Here is a 17,937-nt window from a genome sequence, read left to right as displayed (position 1 = left end):
AAACAAAGCGCCCCGGCATGATGACCGGGGCACCTTGTTTCATCCTTTCGGAAAAGCTCAGCGCTTGCGGTCGCGCCGGTTCGACATCGGCTGGAACGCGACGCCGACATGCGCTTCGCAATAGGGCTTGCCTGCCTGCACCGGCAGACCGCAGAACCAGAAATCATCGGTCGCGGGGTCGCCCACCGGCCATTTACAGGTGCGCTCGGTCAGTTCCATCAATGTCAGCCGCTTGGCCTTCTTCTCGATCTCGCTCACCTTGGCGAGCGCCTCGGGATCGATCTCATTGGCCGAGGGCTGTGGCGGCAGGGGCTGGCCTGCCGGGATGATCGCCTTGATCCGCGAGACGGGGGCCGGGGCGGCCTCGGCCGGGGCCTCGGTCTTGGCGGCGGGTTTCGGCGCAGGCTTGGGGGCAGGCTTTGGCGCAGGCTTGGGCTTGGCCTCGGCGGCGGGCGCGGGCTTTGCCTCACTCGCCGCACCCGACGCGCCAGAGCCGTTGCGATTGGACAGGCCGAGGCGATGCACCTTGCCGATCACCGCGTTGCGCGTCACACCGCCCAACTCCTTCGCGATCTGGCTGGCGGATTGCCCCTCGCCCCACATCTTCTTCAACAGCTCTACGCGTTCGTCATTCCACGACATCGGGGCTTCCTTGCATCAGGTTCTGCATCTTACGGCATCAAAAGGCGGCCCGGCCATTGGCCCGCCGCCTTGTCATTCGGATCGAGGCCCTATTCTAATCACTGGTGTGTGAGTTACAAGGCATCGAATCGTCCACGCACCCATCCACGCGCAGTTTTCACGCCAAACCTTCAGGCCGGGAGCCCCCATGAGAGACCACACGACCGAGACAGCCACCACCGGCCCTGCCGAGATGGGCACCCGCCGCTTTGGCCGGGTCAATTGGCTGGGCCTGATGACACTGGCCGAGCGCGAAAACCGCCGCTTCCTCGCGGTCTGGACACAGACGCTGCTGGCCCCGCTGATCACGGCGGGCCTCTTCATGGTAATCTTCTCCATCGCCATCGGGCCACGCCGGGGTGATGTGATGGGCGTGGACTTCACCACCTTCATCGCGCCGGGTATCCTGATGATGACAGTGATCCAGAACGCGTTTGCCAATACCTCGTCCTCGATCGTGATCTCCAAGGTGCAGGGCAATATCGTCGACACGCTGATGCCGCCCCTGTCGGGCGGCGAGTTGGTGCTGGGCTATCTCGCGGGGGGTATCGGGCGCGGTGTGTTCGTGGCGTTCGCGATCAGCGCAGGGCTGTTCGTGGTGCTCGGCATTGTCCCGGCGCACCCGGTCTGGGCGCTGATCTTCGTGCTGCTTGGCGCGACCTTCATGAGCGGGGTCGGCATCGTCGCGGGGATTTTCGCCAACAAGTTCGACCAGATGGCGGCGATCACCAATTTCGTAGTGACACCGCTGGCGTTTCTGTCGGGCACGTTCTACTCGGTCGAGGCGCTGCCAGCGGGGCTCTATTCGATCACCCATTTCAACCCGGTCTTCTACCTGATCGACGGCGTGCGCTTTGGGGTGATCGGTGTCTCCGACAGCGGGCCGATGCTGGGTCTTGCGGTCGGTACGGGATCGACCCTCGCGGTCTGCCTGCTGGCTTGGTGGATGCTGGCACGGGGCTACCGGCTCAAGGCGTGATGTGCACGCTGGCTTCAGCCCGCGCCCGCCAGCAACAAAAGCGGCAGCAATGCAAGACCGAGGAACCCCATTCCTCCGCCGCCCCCGTCATCACCATCGTCCGCCACCGCGGCCGTGCCCTCGTCCTCGGATGGCGGCTCTTGCGGGGGCAGCACCGGCAGGCCTGGCAGGGTCGCCTCGCCCTCATCCTCGTTATCGTCCGGGCCATTCCCTCCGGCACGCATCAGGAGTGACAACAGCTCCGGCTCCGCCGCCTCGGCTTGCGGTGTGCCCTCTATCATCAGCTCCCCGATCACCGGATCGAGCTCCTCAGATGCCCCGGCCACGCTGTAAAGTTCCTGCGTATAGACCGGGTTCGACATCTCGATCACCAGAATCTCGTGCGGGGCCAGATCGGTCATCAACACACCATCCTCGAACAGCGCTTCGGGGTCGTCTTGCGTCACGCGCGGCTCTGCATTGGTCGAGGTGGGGTTTTCGCCTTCGGCCACCCCCAGCCGCGTGATCGAGACGCTTTCGGCAGAACTGACGAGGTTGCTGAAATCAACCACCTGTTCCTTCGTCTCGTCCGAGGTCGAGGCCAGATAGGTCATCAGCCGGTCATCGGCGAAAAAACTGTGGACATCCGCCGTGTCGCCTTCGATCTCGGTTTCGCGCCGTTCGCGGCCCACCAGTGACAGCGGGCGGGTGCCGGGCAATGTCTCGCTCATGATCCGGAACATCTCACCGGCGACGCGCAGATCGCCATCGCCTTCCCCCTTGGCCAGCCCGGTCCGGCTGTTCATCTGAACCGGCCAGACATGCGCCGCCGTCACGCCGCCCCATTCGAACGCCTCGACGATATTCAGCATCTCATGCGCCTGTTTCAGGCCGAACTCGTCCTGGCGATCATCACTGACCGACCGCTTGAGGTTCCATTCGGTGGCGTAGACCTCAAGATCGGGCATTGCCTCGCGCCAGGTGTCGTCGATCTGCGACAACTCGAAGTACCGGCTGTTGGGTGTCTCATCGCCACGCGAATAGATATGTGCGACCACGGCGTCGATGCTCTCGCGCTCGGCTTCGGTGCCGAACTCGTTGACGATGATCGCGTTATTGACCTTGGGCCAGGCCACGTTGCCGGAGGAATAGATGTAGTCACCGGGCGACAGGTTGAGCCCGTAGATCTCATTGACGGCCGCAAGCTGTTCCTCCGCCGTGCCTTCGAAACTGTTCGACAGGTTCGAATAGCCGTAGTTCATTCCCATCTGAACGAGGATGTCGGTCGTCTCGAACTGGAAGGCGTTGGGGTGCCTCGTCATCTCGTCATTGATGATCGTCGCCATTTCCGAGGCCACACGCCCGTATTCCACGGCGTTCATCTCGCCGCTGCCCCAGTATTCATTGCCGATCTCGAAAGACTGGATTTCAGGCATGCCGCCGAATTTGCCGCTCATCACGTCACTGACCAGAAGCCGCACGGCGTCCTCGTCCACATCGGCGTAGCGGTCGCCATTGGTATCCTTTTCAGAGGACAGGAAATCACGCGTCGGCAACACCACCGTCACCGCGATGCCCGCGTCTTCGGCATAGCCGAACATCTCCGTCATCGGCAAAAGCGCGTCCGGGGTGCTGCGCGTGTCGACATCCCAGCCCGTCTCGTCGCCGGTCGCGCGCGCCGCCTCGTAGACACAGCCGCAGGATTCGGTGAGCGCTCCGCCGGGATAGCGCAGAAACTCGATGTTGAGCGCTTCGGCGGTCTCGTCAAACGTGCCATCGGCCCCCAGACGGTCCCCGGTGGCAAGGATGTTGCCGCCGAAATGCGCTGACGTGTAGGCGTTCTGCGCGATCTCTTCGAGAGCAAGATTGAACGTCATCCCGACACTCCACTTCCATAGGGCTCGACACCGGCAGGGCGCGGCGCGAGGGTGCGATCCATTCGGATCACAAACTCCCGTGTCATGTGAAATTTCACGTTAATTAGGGCAAAATCTCCGAGAAAGGCAACTATTTTTCACGTTTAACGGGAAAAATATACCTTGCGGCGACACGGAGATTGAGGCGCGCAAGGCTTGAACAGGGATGTTTCAGAAGGGTCTCGGGCCCGAACCGGGCGGAGCGCATCAGACGCAGATGCGCTCCGCCTGCTCGGCATATGTGGTGTATACGCGCCAGAAGCGTTCGTCGCCGGGACGGTCCGATTGCCGGATTTCCTGTGCGGAATGCGGATCGCGGTAGAAGCTGACGGCGCGGCGCTGGTCGCGTCCGCTAAGCGTATCGTTGGCCACGGCCTGAATACAGCCGCAGAGCGCGCGTGACCGTGCCTTGCGATCCGATTGCAGGCAGGCATCCGAAATCGGCCCCGAGGCCATGGGCCGCGCCGCACGGACATCTCCGCCAAACCGGTTTGCCCCGCCACAGCCCGACAAGCCGAGGATCATGAGTAGAATAACAACCTGTTTCATCGCCCGCGCCTCTTGGACTTGTCTTACACGTCTCTTTCCGAGACATTGAACCGATTGCCATCATTGTAGCATCCCGTCTGATTTTTCAATTCACCTACCGCTCTTTGATTGCAACAGATGTGCCAAAACCCGACCCGACACATATCCAAACGCAAGGCAAGTGTATGGAACTTAACCTTTCTACCCTCATCGTCCTCGCTTTTCTCGCGATGATGCTGCAACCGCTTATGACCGGGCGGATGTTCGCCCTGCGTCGCGCACGGGCCATCCGCAACATCGAGACACGCCGGCGCAGCCGGGTCATCACCATGATCCATCGGCAGGAAAAGCGCAGCCTGTTCGGCTTCAACATGTCCAGCATGATCGGGCTGGAGGATGCCCAATCCATTATCTCCGCGATCAAGGCGACGCCGCGCGACATGCCCATCGACCTGGTGCTGCACACCCCCGGCGGCCTTGTGCTCGCCGCCATGCAGATCGCCCGCGCAGTCGAGGCGCATCCCGCCAAGGTGACGGTCTTCGTACCGATCTATGCGATGTCGGGCGGCACGCTCATTGCGCTCGCCGCCGACGAGATCGTGATGGGCGAGTTTTCCATGCTCGGCCCCATCGACCCGCAGATCATGGGCGTCTCCGCCGCCTCGATCCTTGCCGCACGAGATGCCAAGCCGGTGGAACATGTCTCGGATCTGGCGCTGGTGCTCGCCGATGTCAGCGAGAAGGCCACCGCGCAGGTCAAGCGCGGCGCGGTCGAGATCATGACCCCGCGCATGGAGCGCGCCGAGGCCGAGGCGCTGGCCGCTAAACTCGCCTCGGGGACATGGACGCATGACTACGCCCTCACCCCGGAAGAGGCCACGTCGCTTGGCCTCGCGGTCACTGTTGGCCTGCCGCAGGAGGTGCTCGACCTGATGAAACTCTACCCCGCTCCGGTCAAGCAGTCGGCGGTCGAGTTCCTGCCCTTCGACCCGCCGGGGCGCCGCATGGGCTGAACAGGCAGCAACAGGCGAGTCCGCGATCATAGCAAATCATCTTGACATGTCGCTCAAAAATATGAACATGAATTCATCTTCATAAATTATCGTGCCCCCATGCCCCCGTCTCACTGCTACCCACAGAGTCTTGCCGCCGAGGCCATCCATCTACCCAAGGGGCAGCGCACCGCGCAGGCCATTCGTATCGCCGCGTGTCACCTGCTGGAACACTGTGCGCCGCAGGATCTGACCATCGCCGCCATCTGCCGCGAAGCGGGCATCGCCAACGGCACGTTCTACCTCTACTTTCCCGATCAGGCGCAGCTTCTCGACGACCTGCTGCAAGGCTTCGCCAGCTTTCTGCAAACCCGCATGATCGACGCAGGCCACACCCACCCCGATGCGCCGATGCGCGCCGCGACCGAGGCCTACGTCACCCTGTTCGAGGTCAATCGCGGGCTGATGAAATGCCTGATTCATCATCTCTACGCATTCCCGGCGGCGCGCGCCGCCTTTCACCGGCTCAACCGCGACTGGATCGCCACCGTGGTCAGGGCCACCCGCCGTCGCCACGCCCGCGAAGGGTGTGACACGCTGTCCGAGGCCGAACTCACCCGCCGCGCCTATGCGCTTGGCGGCATGACCGATCACTACCTCTCCAGCCTCCACCTCTCCGCCGAGCCGGGGCTGGTTGCGGTCTCGACCGACCGTGCGGCGGTGATCGGCACGCTTACCACACTCTGGGAACGGGGATTGCAGCCATGAGCCTGCTCGACCAAGCCGAATTCGCAAGCCAAGACCGGCTGCGCGCCCATCAGGCCGCCGCCTGGGCCGTTCAGGGCGATTACGTCGCCCGCCACTCGGCCTTTTACCGTGACCTTTGGCAAGGCGCGCGCCCGCCCGCCGATCTCGCTGACCTGCCCGCCCTGCCCGTCTCGGACAAGGCGCAACTGCGCGTGGCGCAGGCCGATCACCCGCCCTTCGGTCATTACATGGCCGCGTCCCGCCACAACGCGGTGCGCCTGCACCGCACCTCGGGCACCACCGGGCAGGCGATGAACCTTGCCCTCTCGGCACGCGATTGCGCGGTGACCGAGGCCGTGGGCGGGCGCTGTCAATCCTCCGCCGGGCTGACGCCCGATCACACGGTGGTGCATTGCCTGAATTACCAGATGTGGATGGGGGGCCTCACCGATCACATGACGCTACAGGCCACCGGCGCGCTGGTGGTCCCGTTTGGCGTGGGCGCGACCGATCTGCTGGTGCGCACCATCCGCGAGGTCGGGATCACCGCGATCTCCTGCACGCCGTCCTATCCGGCGGTGCTCGAGCGTGTCATCGCCGAGAAATTCCCCAATCTCACCCCCCGCGACCTCGGGTTGAAACTAGGGCTGTTCGGCGGTGAGGCGGGGCTGGACGATCCGGCCTTTCGCGCCCGTCTGAAGGACGTCTGGGGGATGGAGCCGCGCAACGCCAATTACGGCGTCTCGGACGTGTTCTGCAATTTCGCGGCGCAATGCGAGCATGACACACGCCTGCATTTCATGGCGGCCGACGTGCTCTGGCCAGAACTGATCGAACCCGAGAGCGGCACGCCCCTGCCCCTCATGGCAGGACAGACCGGCGAACTGGTTCTGACCCATCTGGTGCGCGACTGTCAGCCGCTGGTGCGGTTTCGCAGCGGCGACATCATCACCGTGGACGAAACCGCCTCCTGTTCCTGCGGGCGTACGGGGTTTCGGTTTCGCGTGGTTGGGCGCTCGGACGACATGGTGGTGGTACGCGGCCTCAACCTTTTTCCCACCATGGTCGCCGCCGTGCTCAACCGGTTCGACGCGCTCTCCGGCGATTACCGCATATCACTCGACACGCCCCCGCCCCATGACAGCCTGCCGGTTACGGCGGAACTGGCCAAGGGGCAGGACGCCGCGCCGGGGCTGGCCGAAGAGGTGGCGCAGGCCATCAAGCGCGACCTCGGCGCGAGCGCGCGCATCACGCTGGTGCCGTACGGCACCTTCCCGCTGACCGAGGGCAAGACCCGCCGTGTGCAAAGGACATATCCATGACCGATTTCACCTATGACACGGTGCTGAGCGCGTTACACGAGGGCGCCGTGCGCCGCATCACCCTCAACCGTCCCGACCGGCTCAACGCGATGAACCGGGCATTGATCGACGACGTGGCGCGCGCCTTCGACGACGCCAATGCCGACCCCGAGACCCGCGCCATCGTGCTGACCGGCGCGGGCAAGGCGTTCTGCGCGGGCGATGACCGGCAGGATCATGTCCACCCCTCATCGGAGGCGGAGGCACGCGATCTGGTGCTGGCGATCCAGCGCGCCACCCTTGCGATCACATTCGGGCCGAAACCCGTGGTTGGCGCGATCAACGGCTGGGCCGTGGGTGGCGGCTTCGAATGGGCGATCAACTGCGATTTCCCGATTTGGGCCGACAGCGCGCGCGGCTTTTTCCCCGAGGTCACGCTCAACCTCTTCGTGACCGGCGGGGTGACCGCGCTCTTGCCCGCGCTCGTCGGGCTGGCGTGCGCCCGCGAGATGCTCACCTTCGGCGACCGCTACGAGGCCGCAACGCTGCATCAGATGGGGCTGGCGTGGAAAACCGCCCCCGATGCCGACCTGCTCGACACCGCCCACACCACCGCCCGCCGCCTGGCCCAACTCCCGCCGCTCTCGGTGCGGGCGATGAAGCGGGTGCTCAATGCCACCGCGACACCCGATCTGCGCCGCGCCATGGACCTTGAGACCGAGGCCACCGTCGCGGGCTTCATGGACCCCGAAACCACCCGCCGCCTCAGCGATTTTTAGATGCCGACTGCGCTTTCCCTTGGCAACGCGACAGGCTAGAACCGTGCCATGACATGGACCTTGCCGAATATCCTGACCATGCTGCGCCTGCTGGCGGCCCCCGCCGTGGCGGTGATGTTTCTCTATTTCACCCGGCCCTATGCCGACTGGTTCGCACTCATTCTGTTCGTCAGTGCCGCGATCACCGACTGGTTCGACGGCTATCTCGCGCGCAGCTGGAAACAGGTCACCCGGATCGGCACCATGCTCGACCCGATCGCCGACAAGGCGATGGTGGTGATCGCGCTGATGGTGATCGTCGGCTATTCCTCGATGTCGCCCTGGCTGGTGCTGCCCGCCACGGTTATTTTGTTCCGAGAGGTTTTCGTCTCGGGCCTGCGTGAATATCTTGGGGATACGGCGGGCACGCTCAAGGTCACGAAACTGGCCAAGTGGAAGACCACGGCGCAGATGGTCGCCATTGCCGTGCTCTTTGCGCAGGGTGTGTTCGAGCATTATTTCGGAATGTCGGTCTTCGGCATGGACAACGAGATCGTGGCCGACATTCTCGCCGGACGCACCGAGGATCTTCATGGTCTCTGGTGGAAATATCACGGCATGGTCTGGGCCGGGCATCTGGGCATCTGGCTGCTTTGGCTGGCCGCCGGGCTGACGCTGATCACAGGCGTGGACTATCTGCGCAAGGCCACGCCGCATCTGAAGGATGAACACTGATGGATGTGCTCTATTTCGCATGGGTGCGCGAACGCATCGGCCACCCCAAGGACCGGGTGGACAGCGCCCCCGCAACGGTGATGGATCTCGTCGAGGAGTTGCGCGCGCGCGAGGATCGCTATGCCGCCGCCTTCTCCGACCTCACGGTGCTGCGCGTCGCCGTCGATCAGGAGTTGCGGGATTTCGACGCGCCGCTCACCGGCGCGCGCGAAGTGGCATTCTTTCCGCCGATGACCGGCGGGTAACCCGGAGGCTCAGACGATGGATATTCGCGTGCAGGAGGCGCCCTTCGATCTCGGGGCCGAGGCCAATGCCTTTGCCGCGCGCCAGACTGGCATGGGCGCGGTCGTGACCTTCACCGGCATCGTCCGCGACCTTGGCGGCGATCTCGATGCGATGGAGATCGAGCATTACCCCGGCATGACCGAAAAGGCCCTGCGCGCCATCGCCGACGAGGCCGCGAGCCGCTGGCAGATCGGCGATGCGCTGATCCTGCACCGCCACGGCCGCCTTGCCCCCGACGAGATGATCATGATGGTCGCCACCGCCTCGCGCCACCGAACAGATGCCTTTCAGGCCGCCGAGTTCCTGATGGATTTCCTCAAGTCCCGCGCACCTTTCTGGAAGAAGGAGGTGACAGATGCGGGGGCCGATTGGGTCGCCGCACGGGATGAGGACGAGGACGCGCTCAGCCGCTGGTAGGCGGCGCGCCCCTACACCAGGCCCAGCTCAGGCCCCGCGCACCGTGTCGATCATCAGTTGTACATTTTCCGGATCGGCATCCGGTGTGATCCCGTGACCGAGGTTGAAGATATGCGGCCCGTTCTTCAACGCCTCGACGATCTTGAGGGTCTCGCGCACCAGATCGTCGCCGCCGGTCACCATATGCGAGGATTTGAGATTGCCCTGCACGCAACCCGACGGCTGCACATGCTGCGCCACCCACTCGGCGGTCACGGAATCGTCCACCGCGACGCAATCCGCCCCGGATTTCTCGTGGAAGCCGATATACTTGTCGCCCGCCTGACGCGGGAAGGCGATGACCGGAATGCCCGGATGCCGCGCCTTCAACTCGGCGATGATGCGCTTGGCGGGGGCCAGGGCGTAGCGGTCGAAATCCTCGTCCTTGAGCGAGCCCGCCCAACTGTCGAAGATTTTAACCACCTCCGCCCCGGCCTCGATCTGGCATGACAGATACTCGATGGTGCCTTCGGTCAGCCGGTCGATGATCGCCTCGAAGACCGGCCTGTTCTCGGCCTTGAGCGCATGCGCGGGGCCCTGATCCGGCGTGCCCTTGCCCGCGATCATGTAGGTCGCCACCGTCCAGGGTGCCCCCGCAAAGCCGATCAGCGTCACGTCCTTTGGCAGTTCGCCCGCCAGATTGCGCACCGTCTGGTAGATCGGGTTCAGCGTCTCTTGGATCTCCTCGACCGGTTTCAGCTTGTCGAACCCGGCCTGATCCGTGATCGTCGAGAGCCGTGGCCCTTCGCCGGTGACGAACCACAGATCCGCGCCAAGCGCCTGTGGCAAAAGCAGGATATCGGCAAACAGGATCGCCGCGTCAAAGCCATAGCGCCGGATCGGTTGCAGCGTCACCTCGGTCGCCAGATCGCTGTTATAGCACAGCGACAGGAAATCCCCGGCTTGCGCCCGCGTCGCGCGATATTCCGGCAGGTAGCGTCCCGCCTGACGCATCATCCAAATGGGTGGGGTGGGCAGGGTCTCGCCGGCAAGGGCGCGCAGAATGGTCTTTTGAGCGGGCATGAATTCCTCCGTTTTAAGTCTCGTCGCCGCCCCCGCAGCCGATGTCAAGCATCACGCCGCTTGTCACCTCCCTTTGTCGCGTCTAAACCTTCGTCATGACACGTGATCTGCCCACCCCGACCAAACCGTTCAAGATCGGCACACGCGGCTCGCCGCTCGCGCTCGCGCAGGCGCACGAGACCCGCGCGCGGCTGCAGGCCGCCTTTGATCTGCCCGAGGATGCCTTTGAAATCTCGGTCATAAAGACGACCGGCGACCGGATCATTGACCGCCCGCTGAAAGAGATCGGCGGCAAGGGGCTGTTCACCCGCGAGATCGAAGAGGCGCTCTTGACCGGCGAGATCGACATCGCGGTGCATTCGATGAAGGACATGCCGGTGCTGCAGCCCGGGGGGCTGTTGCTCGACACCTACCTGCCGCGCGAGGATGTGCGGGATGCCTTCGTCTCGCCCCATGCACCCGCGCTTGCCGACCTGCCAGCGGGGGCCAGAGTCGGAACCTCGTCGCTGCGCCGCCGCGCGCAGGTTCTGGTCGCCTATCCGCATCTGGAGGTCGTGGAATTTCGCGGCAACGTGCAGACCCGGCTGAAGAAACTCGACGACGGCGTTGCCGCCTGCACCTTCCTCGCCATGGCTGGGCTGAACCGGCTGGACCGCGCCGATGTGGCGACCGCGGCGATTGCCCCCGAGGTGATGCTACCCGCCGTGGCGCAGGGTGCCATCGGCATCGAGCGGCGCGCCGACGACCACCGCGCCGCCGAGATGCTGAGCGCGCTGCATGACACGCAAACCGGCCAGCGGCTCGCCGCCGAACGCGCCTTTCTCGCCGCTCTTGACGGGTCTTGCGAGACGCCGATTGCGGGGCTTGCGGAATTGTCGGGCGGCACGCTGCGCCTGCGCGGTGAAATCCTGCGCCCCGATGGCAGCGAATGCCTGAGCGACGACCAGAGCGCGCCGATCGAGGATGGCGCGGACCTGGGCCGCGCGATGGCCGCCAAGCTGCTGTCGCAGGCGGGCGAAGGATTCTTTGACTGGCGCGAGTGAGGGCCGGGGCGGATCACGGGTCGGGCAAGACCTTGCCGGGGTTGAGAATGCCGTTGGGATCGAGCGCCGCCTTGATCGCGCGCATCGTGGCCAGCGCGACCGGATCCTTGTGCGCCGCCATCGCCGGGCGCTTCGAGAGGCCGATGCCATGCTCTGCCGAGAAGCTGCCGCCAAGGGCGATCACCTCCGCCTCGACCGCTTCCTGAATGGCACGGCACAGCGCCGGATCGTCGCGCGATGGCCAGCCCACGTAATGCAGGTTGCCATCGCCCAGATGCGCGACGCCGGTATTCTCGATGCCGGGATCAATTGCGTGGCTCACCGTTTCGATGCGCTGCAACAGCGTCTCCATCCGGTCGGTGGCCACGGCGATGTCATTTTCCACCACCGGGCTGCGCATCCGCAGGATTTGCGCCGAGGCCTCGCGCCTCGCCCAGATCTCGGCCCGTTGCGCGGCGTTCTGCGCCACGGTCGCATCCAGCACCTCGCCCGCCTCATAGGCGGCGGCCAGCACCGCCTCCAACTGCGCCACGACGGGCAGTTCCCCGTCTGGCCCCGGTGTCACGTCACGCGGTGCGCGCGCGCCCAGTTCCACCAGCACGTTGACCGCGTGCCGCTTGGCAAAGGGCGGGCGCATCTCGGGAAAGCGCTGCAGGAGCGCGTCCAGAAAGCTGCGCGGCATGTATTCGAACGCCTCGACCGCGCCGCCGGTGTCGTCCTGCAAGCGGTTGAGCAGCCGCAGCGCCACGCCGACCGAGGGCACCGCCACCATCGCCGTGGCATGGGCGCGCACCCGCGGGAAGAGCTTGAACACGGCAGCGGTGATGATGCCAAGCGTGCCCTCGGCGCCGATCATCAGGTGGCGCAGGTCATAGCCCGCGTTGTTCTTGTGCAGCGCGCTCATCAGGTTCATCACCTCGCCCGTCGGCGTGACCACCTCCAGCCCCAGGCACAGATCGCGGGTATTGCCGTAGCGCAGCACATTCGCGCCGCCCGCATTGGTCGACAGCACGCCCCCCACCATGGCCGATCCGCGCGCTCCGAAGCTGAGCGGGAAGAGCAGGTCATGCGCTTGGGCGGCCTGTTGCAGGGCCTCGACCACCACCCCGGCCTCGACCACCGCGATACGCGCCTCAGGCCGGATTTCGCGGATCGCGTTCAGCCGCGCCAGCGACAGCATCAGCGCGCCTTCGGCGCGCGTGCCCTTGACGAGGTTGGTATTGCCCGAGACTGGCACCACCGGCAGGCCACACCGGTTGGCGAGCCGCAGGAGGGCCGCCACCTCCTGCGCATCGGCGGGGTGCAGCACCGCACGCGGCCGCCAGTCCGTCTGACCGGCCCAATCGCGTGACCAAGGGGCCATAGCGGTGCCGGTCCGCACCTGGCGGGCCCCGATCAGGTTGCGCAAGTCGTCAAGGACGGGATCATTCGCATTTGTCATGCGCCGATACTGCGGCAAAGCCCGGACCGCCACAAGTTCGTCAAGCGCGGGCATTTTCCACCTTGACGCTCCCGCCCGCCTATCCTAACTAGCGCCACGGTTTGGCGGAGTAGCTCAGTTGGTTAGAGCAGCGGAATCATAATCCGCGTGTCGGGGGTTCAAGTCCCTCCTCCGCTACCAAATTTTTCAACCACTTAGGCAACAGGCGACCGGACGCTTTCCCAAAGTTGGGAGGTCAGTTGGGAGATTTTGTTCCTTTTTCGTGCGCCTCCAGCTTCTGGATCGCTGAGATCCCAAGCTTCGAATCCCGGCTCAAGTAGTGCGCATCGAGGATCGCGGTGACCTGCTTCAGGCTATGCCCGGTAATGGAGGCGATTTCGGGGACACTGCAGCCCGCTACAGCCAGTCTGGTTACGGCGGTGCCGCGAAGATCGTGAAACGTCACGTCCTCCACCCCTGCTTTCTTGCAGGCTTTGCCCCAGGACGCCCTGAAGCCCGACTCCGTCCATGAGGTGTTCCTGCTCGTTGCCAGTATCGTGACTGCGTTCCTCGATGTCTGGTCCAGTACAGCGCGCAACGGCCTACCAACAGGAATTTCAACACGAGCACCAGTCTTACGCTGCCGGAGGCGAATCCTCTGGCCATCATAAGCAGACCAGGGCAAACGCAGCAGATCTCCTTGGCGCTGGCCAGTCCAGAGCGCGAGCATAAAGGCAAGGCCGATATGCGAGGGGGCTACCTTCAGAAACGCGGCTTCATCCTGTGTCGTCCAGATGCTGTCGATCCTCTTAGACCTATAGACTTTGCCAGGACGCTCGCACGGATTTGCAGGCACGAGACCGCGATCATACGCCCAAGCAATTATCAGAGCTAGCACTGAGTAGGTATAGTCAGCTTGGCGTCGAGATGTCTTGGCCATCCTGTCCCGCCATGTCAGGAATTCGCCTCTCGCACCTCGGTCCGAAAGAGCTGTGAGAGGAAAGTCGTGATATTCCCCCTCGATCTTCCGAATGTGACGCACGTAATCCTTTTGGGTCCGCGGAGCGAGGTCCTGAAACTTCTGGCTTTCCTGGTAAGCGTTCAGAATGGCCTGCAAAGTGCCTTCTGGCTGCGAGCGTCGCTCTCGAACGGCTGTATGATAGGCGTCCACGAACTCAGGATCTCCGGGTCTCCCAGGCAAACGTGGACCACCCTTCCAAGCATAATAGTAAACGCGCACTGATCCATCTGAGAGCTTCTTCCGGATGGAGTTAATGCCCTTCAATTGGACACGCATCAATCGTTGCCCAATGCAGCACGCTTCGATTTCCACTGATCGAAAGAACTCGAGCCAGTATCGACAACACGCCCTCCCTCGTTGGCTGCCGTATCAATCCTGATGCTTCCGTCGTTGCTGATAGTCACGCCGAACACCGTCAGCCCCGAGCCTGAAACAGCTGTCACAGCTCTTTTAACATCGCTGACAGTGAAGCTACTTTTGCGTTTTCCCATGATACACCTCGCTTCGATACCTCTGCTATAGCGGTTCGATGCTCGGATTGCTGAAACATAAATCACGTTTGCGTGATATTTATGTCAGATTAGAGTGAGCAGCAACGCTCGATAGAGTAAGCGCGTCAACGGAAGACGATAGCGACCAATCAGATGCAGTGTGCCAATTTTGCTTCAAGGGTTTGGCTGACTATCTCAGCACTCGCGCAGTCTTTATACACCCAGCGAATGGTACTGTAGTACCATTCGATGTCTGCATGCCGGTGAAGCACCAAGGCCGGCGCAACGCCATCTCCGAGACGGCTACCAGCGCAAATGGTCAAATAGATCGGATAAAGCGATAGCTGCGGTTCCGCCATGTGCAGCGAAAGCCCGCTTTCCGCCGTCTTTCGCCCGGTTCGAGTGCATTGCCGGGCATAAATGAACAAGGCAGGCGCCCATTGGCGCCTGAAATGCGCCCCACAAGGTTCCCCGCTGTCAGATATCTGCTACACCTCTGGAAAGACTGGCAATGCGGTGCACATGAATCTCACCTCAAAATCCTTCTTGGGGTTCCTGGTCGACCCTCTGGGCCGACATCCAAGATCCCTCACATTGCAAGAAAAGGGTATTGCGGCACGCGGGGCTGGTTCGCCCTGGATAGGGTTTGAAGCTATCGCGACGCGCCCATCGGTGAGGAAGGGCCTTCTCTCAACGTCGCTTTCGCTCGATCTTGGGGGTGGCCGAAACCTGACCTTGCCAGCGGTGGAGACGTCTACGGCCAGGAAATTCGCGGAGGCGGCTGCCAGCGCATGGACGGATTTCAACCGTGCGGAGCTGGAAAAGGAGGACGCAGCCGTCCGGCGCATCCTGCATGCGCTCGATGCGCTCAAGGTGTCGGATGCTTATCCTGCAGCATGCCACGTAGCGCCGCTGGCCCGCGATGCTGCCGATCTGAACAGACGTGTGCTGTCCAAGCTGAATGCCGAGGCCGTCGGCGCCAAGGTGATGTCCCGAATTGCCCCGATCATGGCGTTTGCATCCGATCCGAATGCCGCCCGGGACGAGTCAATCGAGGCATTCGTGGAAGCTCAGCTGCTTCGATGGAAAGATTTCTTCGACACGGTCGAGTCCTTGCCTCTGACGCCGGAACAGCGCCTGTCGGTTGTCGTCGACGAAGATGCGACTCTGGTTCTGGCTGGCGCAGGATCGGGCAAGACCAGCGTGATCACCGCCAAGGCGGCTTACCTCGTGAAGGCGGAGATACGGAAGCCAAGCGAACTCCTGCTGCTTGCCTTCGCGAAAGACGCAGCGACCGAGATGTCGGAGCGGATCGAAGCCAGGTGCGGGGTTTCCGTGGCAGCTCGCACATTCCACGCGTTGGCCTATGAGATAATCGGTGAGGTGGAAGGCGAGAAGCCGCCGTTGGCGCCGACAGCGACAGACGACAACGCGTTCTTGTCGCTCATGAAGGAGATCCTGCGGCACGTCGTGGCGACCGCCAGTGACATCGCGCGGACAGTTATCGGCTGGTTCGCCGGCTTCTTTGACGATTTTCCCTCCGAGTGGGACTTCAAGACTAAGCACGAATGGTATGCGCAGATCGAGAGCCGCAACCTGCGGACGCTGCAAGGCGAGACCGTGAACAGCTTCGAAGAGCTGCTGATCGCCAACTGGCTCTTCCGGAACGGCATCGCCTATGAATACGAGCCGAGCTACGAGCACAAACTCCAGAAGACCGGGCGCCGCGTCTACACGCCTGATTTCCGGCTGACAGAGAGCGGCATCTACATTGAGCATTTCGGCGTGCGCAAGAAACGCGGCAGGGACGGCAAGGAGGAGCTGACGACGGCCCCTTACGTCGATCGCCAGGAATATCTCGAGAGCATGGATTGGAAACGGCAGGTCCATGCCGAGCACGAGACGGTTCTGGTGGAAACCTACAGCTGGGAGCGTGAAGAGGGCCGACTGCTCGACGCGCTTGCCGAAAAGCTCGAACCCCACGTCACGCTGCGGCCGATCCCCGATATCGAGATCTACGATCGCGTCGCCGAGGTCGGGGTGGTGGATAGCTTCACCTCGCTGATGGGCACCTTCCTGCGCCACTTCAAGAACGGCGGCTACCGGGTCGAGGACTGTTCAGACAAGGCGCAGACGCTGAAGATGGGCAAGCGGGCCGAGGCCTTCCTCAAGATATTCGGGGCCGTGTTCCGCGAGTATCAGTCCCGCCTCGGTGATCGGATCGACTTCGAGGACATGGTGAACCGCGCCACGGCCCTCGTCGAAAGCGGACGCTACCAGAGCCCGTTTCGGCATATCCTCGTCGACGAGTTCCAGGATATCTCGACCGGACGTGCGAAGCTGATCCAGGCACTCAAGCGCCAGCATTCCGATGCCAAAATGTTTGCCGTCGGCGATGACTGGCAATCGATCTACCGCTTCGCCGGGTCGGACATCCATATCATGCGCAACTTCGGCGCGGAATTCGGCGGCACCTATGCAGGAGCCACGGGGGTCCACCGCACGGTCGATCTCGGCCGGACCTTCCGATCAGTCGACAAGATCGCATTGGCGGCTCGCCGCTTCGTTCTCCGTAACCCCGCTCAAATCACCAAGACGGTGATCCCGGCAGGTGAGACGGACGAGCCTTCTATCAGGATCGCCTGGACGCGCCGCGACACCGGGGAGACGACCTTGAATGACGCCGTGGCTTTTCTTGCCGCCACAGAAGGGAAGGGTGGCGGGAAGCCGTCAATCCTGATCCTCGGGCGATATCGGTTCCTGAGGCCTGATGTCGGGCGGCTTCAGCGCCAAAACCCCGGGGCGACGATCACCTTCAAGACCATCCATGCATCAAAGGGCCTCGAGGCCGATCACGTCATCATCCTCGGTGCCGACAACGCCAAGATGGGCTTCCCATCGATGATCGTGGACGACCCTTTGCTCAGCTTGGTATCGCCCGAGGCCGAGCCCTATCCGAATGCCGAAGAGCGGCGCGTCATGTATGTCGCCGTGACCCGGGCCCGGCGAACCGTGACCATCCTTGCATCCGAGGCGCGTCCCTCCGTCTTCGTCGAGGAGCTGATGAAAGAGCCCGAATTCGGCGTGGTCGTGCCCCTGGAGGCTCAGAAGCACACCCACACCTGTCCGGGTTGCGGCGGGCGTCTGCTTCACATGGCCGGAAAGGACGGTCGCGACTGGTATCGCTGCGAGCAAGTGAAGCTGTGCGGCAGTCGCATGCCGGCTTGTCCGGCCTGCGGTGTCGGCCTCCCGGTCCGTTCCGAAACCAGTGGAGAAATGATTTGTGGTGATTGCGGCGAGAGCCAGCAGGCTTGCCCCAGTTGTGACGCAGGATGGCTTGTCGAACGGCGCGGCCGCTATGGAGCATTTCTCGGCTGTGTCCGCTTCCCAGACTGTGATGGCAAAGCCAAGCTGCAGAAAAGCGCATGATACGCAGAAAGAGCGCGACCCAGCCGCCTTTGCTACGTGTGACCTGCCACTGAACTTTCATCCAGCCGGAACCGGAGCCCTTTGGTTTGATACGCCGATTGGCGCAGGTGGAGCAACCGACATCCGTGCGGAGCTTTCAGATGGCGCAGCGCG

At 63.2% G+C, this 17,937-nt stretch carries 18 protein-coding genes and 1 tRNA gene; 12 read left to right on the top strand and 7 right to left on the bottom strand.

From position 1 onward, the window contains the following. Window positions 1–57: 57 nt before the first annotated feature. Window positions 58–642: a GcrA family cell cycle regulator gene (locus tag RID11_RS15160; RefSeq protein WP_350140667.1), complete on the bottom strand. Its 585-nt coding sequence runs from the start codon at window positions 640–642 to the stop codon at window positions 58–60. Between the two features lie 187 nt (window positions 643–829). Here RID11_RS15160 and RID11_RS15155 point away from each other — a divergent pair, with 187 nt between their 5' ends. Next, window positions 830–1,660: an ABC transporter permease gene (locus RID11_RS15155; RefSeq protein ID WP_350140665.1), complete on the top strand. Its 831-nt coding sequence runs from the start codon at window positions 830–832 to the stop codon at window positions 1,658–1,660. A 14-nt stretch (window positions 1,661–1,674) separates the two neighbouring features. On the opposite strand, the gene RID11_RS15150 is transcribed toward RID11_RS15155, so the two are convergent. Together RID11_RS15150 and RID11_RS15145 are read right to left on the bottom strand one after the other, a co-directional pair. Next, the gene (locus tag RID11_RS15150) at window positions 1,675–3,516 is read right to left on the bottom strand and encodes a type I secretion protein (RefSeq protein ID WP_350140663.1); all 1,842 of its coding nucleotides are present in this window, start codon (window positions 3,514–3,516) and stop codon (window positions 1,675–1,677) included. Between the two features lie 246 nt (window positions 3,517–3,762). Further along, entirely contained in the window at window positions 3,763–4,104 is a 342-nt protein-coding gene (locus tag RID11_RS15145) for a hypothetical protein (protein ID WP_350140661.1), read from the bottom strand. A gap of 164 nt (window positions 4,105–4,268) precedes the next feature. Between RID11_RS15145 and RID11_RS15140 the strand changes: the two genes are divergently transcribed. The 7 genes from RID11_RS15140 to RID11_RS15110 all read left to right on the top strand — a co-directional run bounded on the left by RID11_RS15140 (window position 4,269) and on the right by RID11_RS15110 (window position 9,318). Beyond that, a complete protein-coding gene (locus RID11_RS15140) occupies window positions 4,269–5,096 on the top strand; it encodes an SDH family Clp fold serine proteinase (protein WP_350140659.1) in 828 nt (275 codons plus the stop codon). Between the two features lie 99 nt (window positions 5,097–5,195). Next, window positions 5,196–5,843: a TetR/AcrR family transcriptional regulator gene (locus RID11_RS15135; RefSeq protein WP_350140657.1), complete on the top strand. Its 648-nt coding sequence runs from the start codon at window positions 5,196–5,198 to the stop codon at window positions 5,841–5,843. Continuing rightward, entirely contained in the window at window positions 5,840–7,144 is a 1,305-nt protein-coding gene (locus tag RID11_RS15130) for a phenylacetate--CoA ligase family protein (RefSeq protein ID WP_350140655.1), read from the top strand. Before RID11_RS15135 ends, RID11_RS15130 begins: the two co-directional genes overlap by 4 nt. Next, entirely contained in the window at window positions 7,141–7,902 is a 762-nt protein-coding gene (locus RID11_RS15125; protein ID WP_350140653.1) for an enoyl-CoA hydratase/isomerase family protein, read from the top strand. Before RID11_RS15130 ends, RID11_RS15125 begins: the two co-directional genes overlap by 4 nt. 48 nt (window positions 7,903–7,950) lie before the next feature. After that, window positions 7,951–8,616 (top strand): CDP-diacylglycerol--glycerol-3-phosphate 3-phosphatidyltransferase, encoded by a 666-nt coding sequence (gene pgsA, locus RID11_RS15120; protein WP_350140651.1) that lies wholly within the window; start codon window positions 7,951–7,953, stop codon window positions 8,614–8,616. Beyond that, window positions 8,616–8,861 (top strand): molybdopterin converting factor subunit 1, encoded by a 246-nt coding sequence (moaD, locus tag RID11_RS15115; protein WP_350140649.1) that lies wholly within the window; start codon window positions 8,616–8,618, stop codon window positions 8,859–8,861. Before pgsA ends, moaD begins: the two co-directional genes overlap by 1 nt. Window positions 8,862–8,877: 16 nt before the next feature. Continuing rightward, window positions 8,878–9,318 (top strand): molybdenum cofactor biosynthesis protein MoaE, encoded by a 441-nt coding sequence (locus RID11_RS15110; RefSeq protein WP_350140647.1) that lies wholly within the window; start codon window positions 8,878–8,880, stop codon window positions 9,316–9,318. A gap of 27 nt (window positions 9,319–9,345) precedes the next feature. Here RID11_RS15110 and hemE read toward each other — a convergent pair whose 3' ends face one another. Next, entirely contained in the window at window positions 9,346–10,380 is a 1,035-nt protein-coding gene (hemE, locus tag RID11_RS15105) for a uroporphyrinogen decarboxylase (protein WP_350140645.1), read from the bottom strand. Between the two features lie 95 nt (window positions 10,381–10,475). Between hemE and hemC the strand changes: the two genes are divergently transcribed. Beyond that, window positions 10,476–11,423, top strand: a complete 948-nt coding sequence (gene hemC / locus RID11_RS15100) for a hydroxymethylbilane synthase (protein WP_350140643.1) — start codon at window positions 10,476–10,478, stop codon at window positions 11,421–11,423. A 13-nt stretch (window positions 11,424–11,436) separates the two neighbouring features. Here the strand turns inward: hemC and RID11_RS15095 are convergent, their stop codons facing one another. Beyond that, entirely contained in the window at window positions 11,437–12,864 is a 1,428-nt protein-coding gene (locus RID11_RS15095) for an FAD-binding oxidoreductase (RefSeq protein ID WP_350140641.1), read from the bottom strand. A 103-nt stretch (window positions 12,865–12,967) separates the two neighbouring features. Between RID11_RS15095 and RID11_RS15090 the strand changes: the two genes are divergently transcribed. Next, window positions 12,968–13,044, top strand: a tRNA-Met gene (locus RID11_RS15090). Window positions 13,045–13,099: 55 nt separating this feature from the next. On the opposite strand, the gene RID11_RS15085 is transcribed toward RID11_RS15090, so the two are convergent. Further along, on the bottom strand, window positions 13,100–14,014 hold the full coding sequence (locus RID11_RS15085; protein WP_350140639.1) for a tyrosine-type recombinase/integrase: 915 nt from the start codon (window positions 14,012–14,014) through the stop codon (window positions 13,100–13,102). A gap of 125 nt (window positions 14,015–14,139) precedes the next feature. After that, window positions 14,140–14,355 carry a hypothetical protein gene (locus RID11_RS15080; RefSeq protein WP_350140637.1) on the bottom strand — a complete coding sequence of 72 codons (216 nt, stop codon included), beginning with the start codon at window positions 14,353–14,355 and terminating at the stop codon, window positions 14,140–14,142. A 744-nt stretch (window positions 14,356–15,099) separates the two neighbouring features. Between RID11_RS15080 and RID11_RS15075 the strand changes: the two genes are divergently transcribed. Beyond that, on the top strand, window positions 15,100–17,784 hold the full coding sequence (locus tag RID11_RS15075) for a UvrD-helicase domain-containing protein (protein WP_350140756.1): 2,685 nt from the start codon (window positions 15,100–15,102) through the stop codon (window positions 17,782–17,784). Next, a partial coding sequence (locus RID11_RS15070; RefSeq protein ID WP_350140758.1) for a hypothetical protein occupies window positions 17,753–17,937 on the top strand: 185 nt, incomplete at its 3' end. The genes RID11_RS15075 and RID11_RS15070, both read left to right, overlap by 32 nt.

Source organism: Roseovarius sp. (genome assembly GCF_040219995.1).
Classification (GTDB): domain Bacteria; phylum Pseudomonadota; class Alphaproteobacteria; order Rhodobacterales; family Rhodobacteraceae; genus Roseovarius.
The sequence above is the reverse complement of the archived record's forward strand: the minus strand, read 5'-3'. Positions and strand labels throughout refer to the sequence as shown.

Excerpts from the sequence above, each read along its gene's own strand:
- RID11_RS15160 (WP_350140667.1), bottom strand. The coding sequence starts at position 642 with ATGTCGTGGAATGACGAACGCGTAGAGCTGTTGAAGAAGATGTGGGGC.
- RID11_RS15155 (WP_350140665.1), top strand. The coding sequence starts at position 830 with ATGAGAGACCACACGACCGAGACAGCCACCACCGGCCCTGCCGAGATG.
- RID11_RS15150 (WP_350140663.1), bottom strand. The coding sequence starts at position 3,516 with ATGACGTTCAATCTTGCTCTCGAAGAGATCGCGCAGAACGCCTACACG.
- RID11_RS15145 (WP_350140661.1), bottom strand. The coding sequence starts at position 4,104 with ATGAAACAGGTTGTTATTCTACTCATGATCCTCGGCTTGTCGGGCTGT.
- RID11_RS15140 (WP_350140659.1), top strand. The coding sequence starts at position 4,269 with ATGGAACTTAACCTTTCTACCCTCATCGTCCTCGCTTTTCTCGCGATG.
- RID11_RS15135 (WP_350140657.1), top strand. The coding sequence starts at position 5,196 with ATGCCCCCGTCTCACTGCTACCCACAGAGTCTTGCCGCCGAGGCCATC.
- RID11_RS15130 (WP_350140655.1), top strand. The coding sequence starts at position 5,840 with ATGAGCCTGCTCGACCAAGCCGAATTCGCAAGCCAAGACCGGCTGCGC.
- RID11_RS15125 (WP_350140653.1), top strand. The coding sequence starts at position 7,141 with ATGACCGATTTCACCTATGACACGGTGCTGAGCGCGTTACACGAGGGC.
- pgsA (WP_350140651.1), top strand. The coding sequence starts at position 7,951 with ATGACATGGACCTTGCCGAATATCCTGACCATGCTGCGCCTGCTGGCG.
- moaD (WP_350140649.1), top strand. The coding sequence starts at position 8,616 with ATGGATGTGCTCTATTTCGCATGGGTGCGCGAACGCATCGGCCACCCC.
- RID11_RS15110 (WP_350140647.1), top strand. The coding sequence starts at position 8,878 with ATGGATATTCGCGTGCAGGAGGCGCCCTTCGATCTCGGGGCCGAGGCC.
- hemE (WP_350140645.1), bottom strand. The coding sequence starts at position 10,380 with ATGCCCGCTCAAAAGACCATTCTGCGCGCCCTTGCCGGCGAGACCCTG.
- hemC (WP_350140643.1), top strand. The coding sequence starts at position 10,476 with ATGACACGTGATCTGCCCACCCCGACCAAACCGTTCAAGATCGGCACA.
- RID11_RS15095 (WP_350140641.1), bottom strand. The coding sequence starts at position 12,864 with ATGACAAATGCGAATGATCCCGTCCTTGACGACTTGCGCAACCTGATC.
- RID11_RS15080 (WP_350140637.1), bottom strand. The coding sequence starts at position 14,355 with ATGGGAAAACGCAAAAGTAGCTTCACTGTCAGCGATGTTAAAAGAGCT.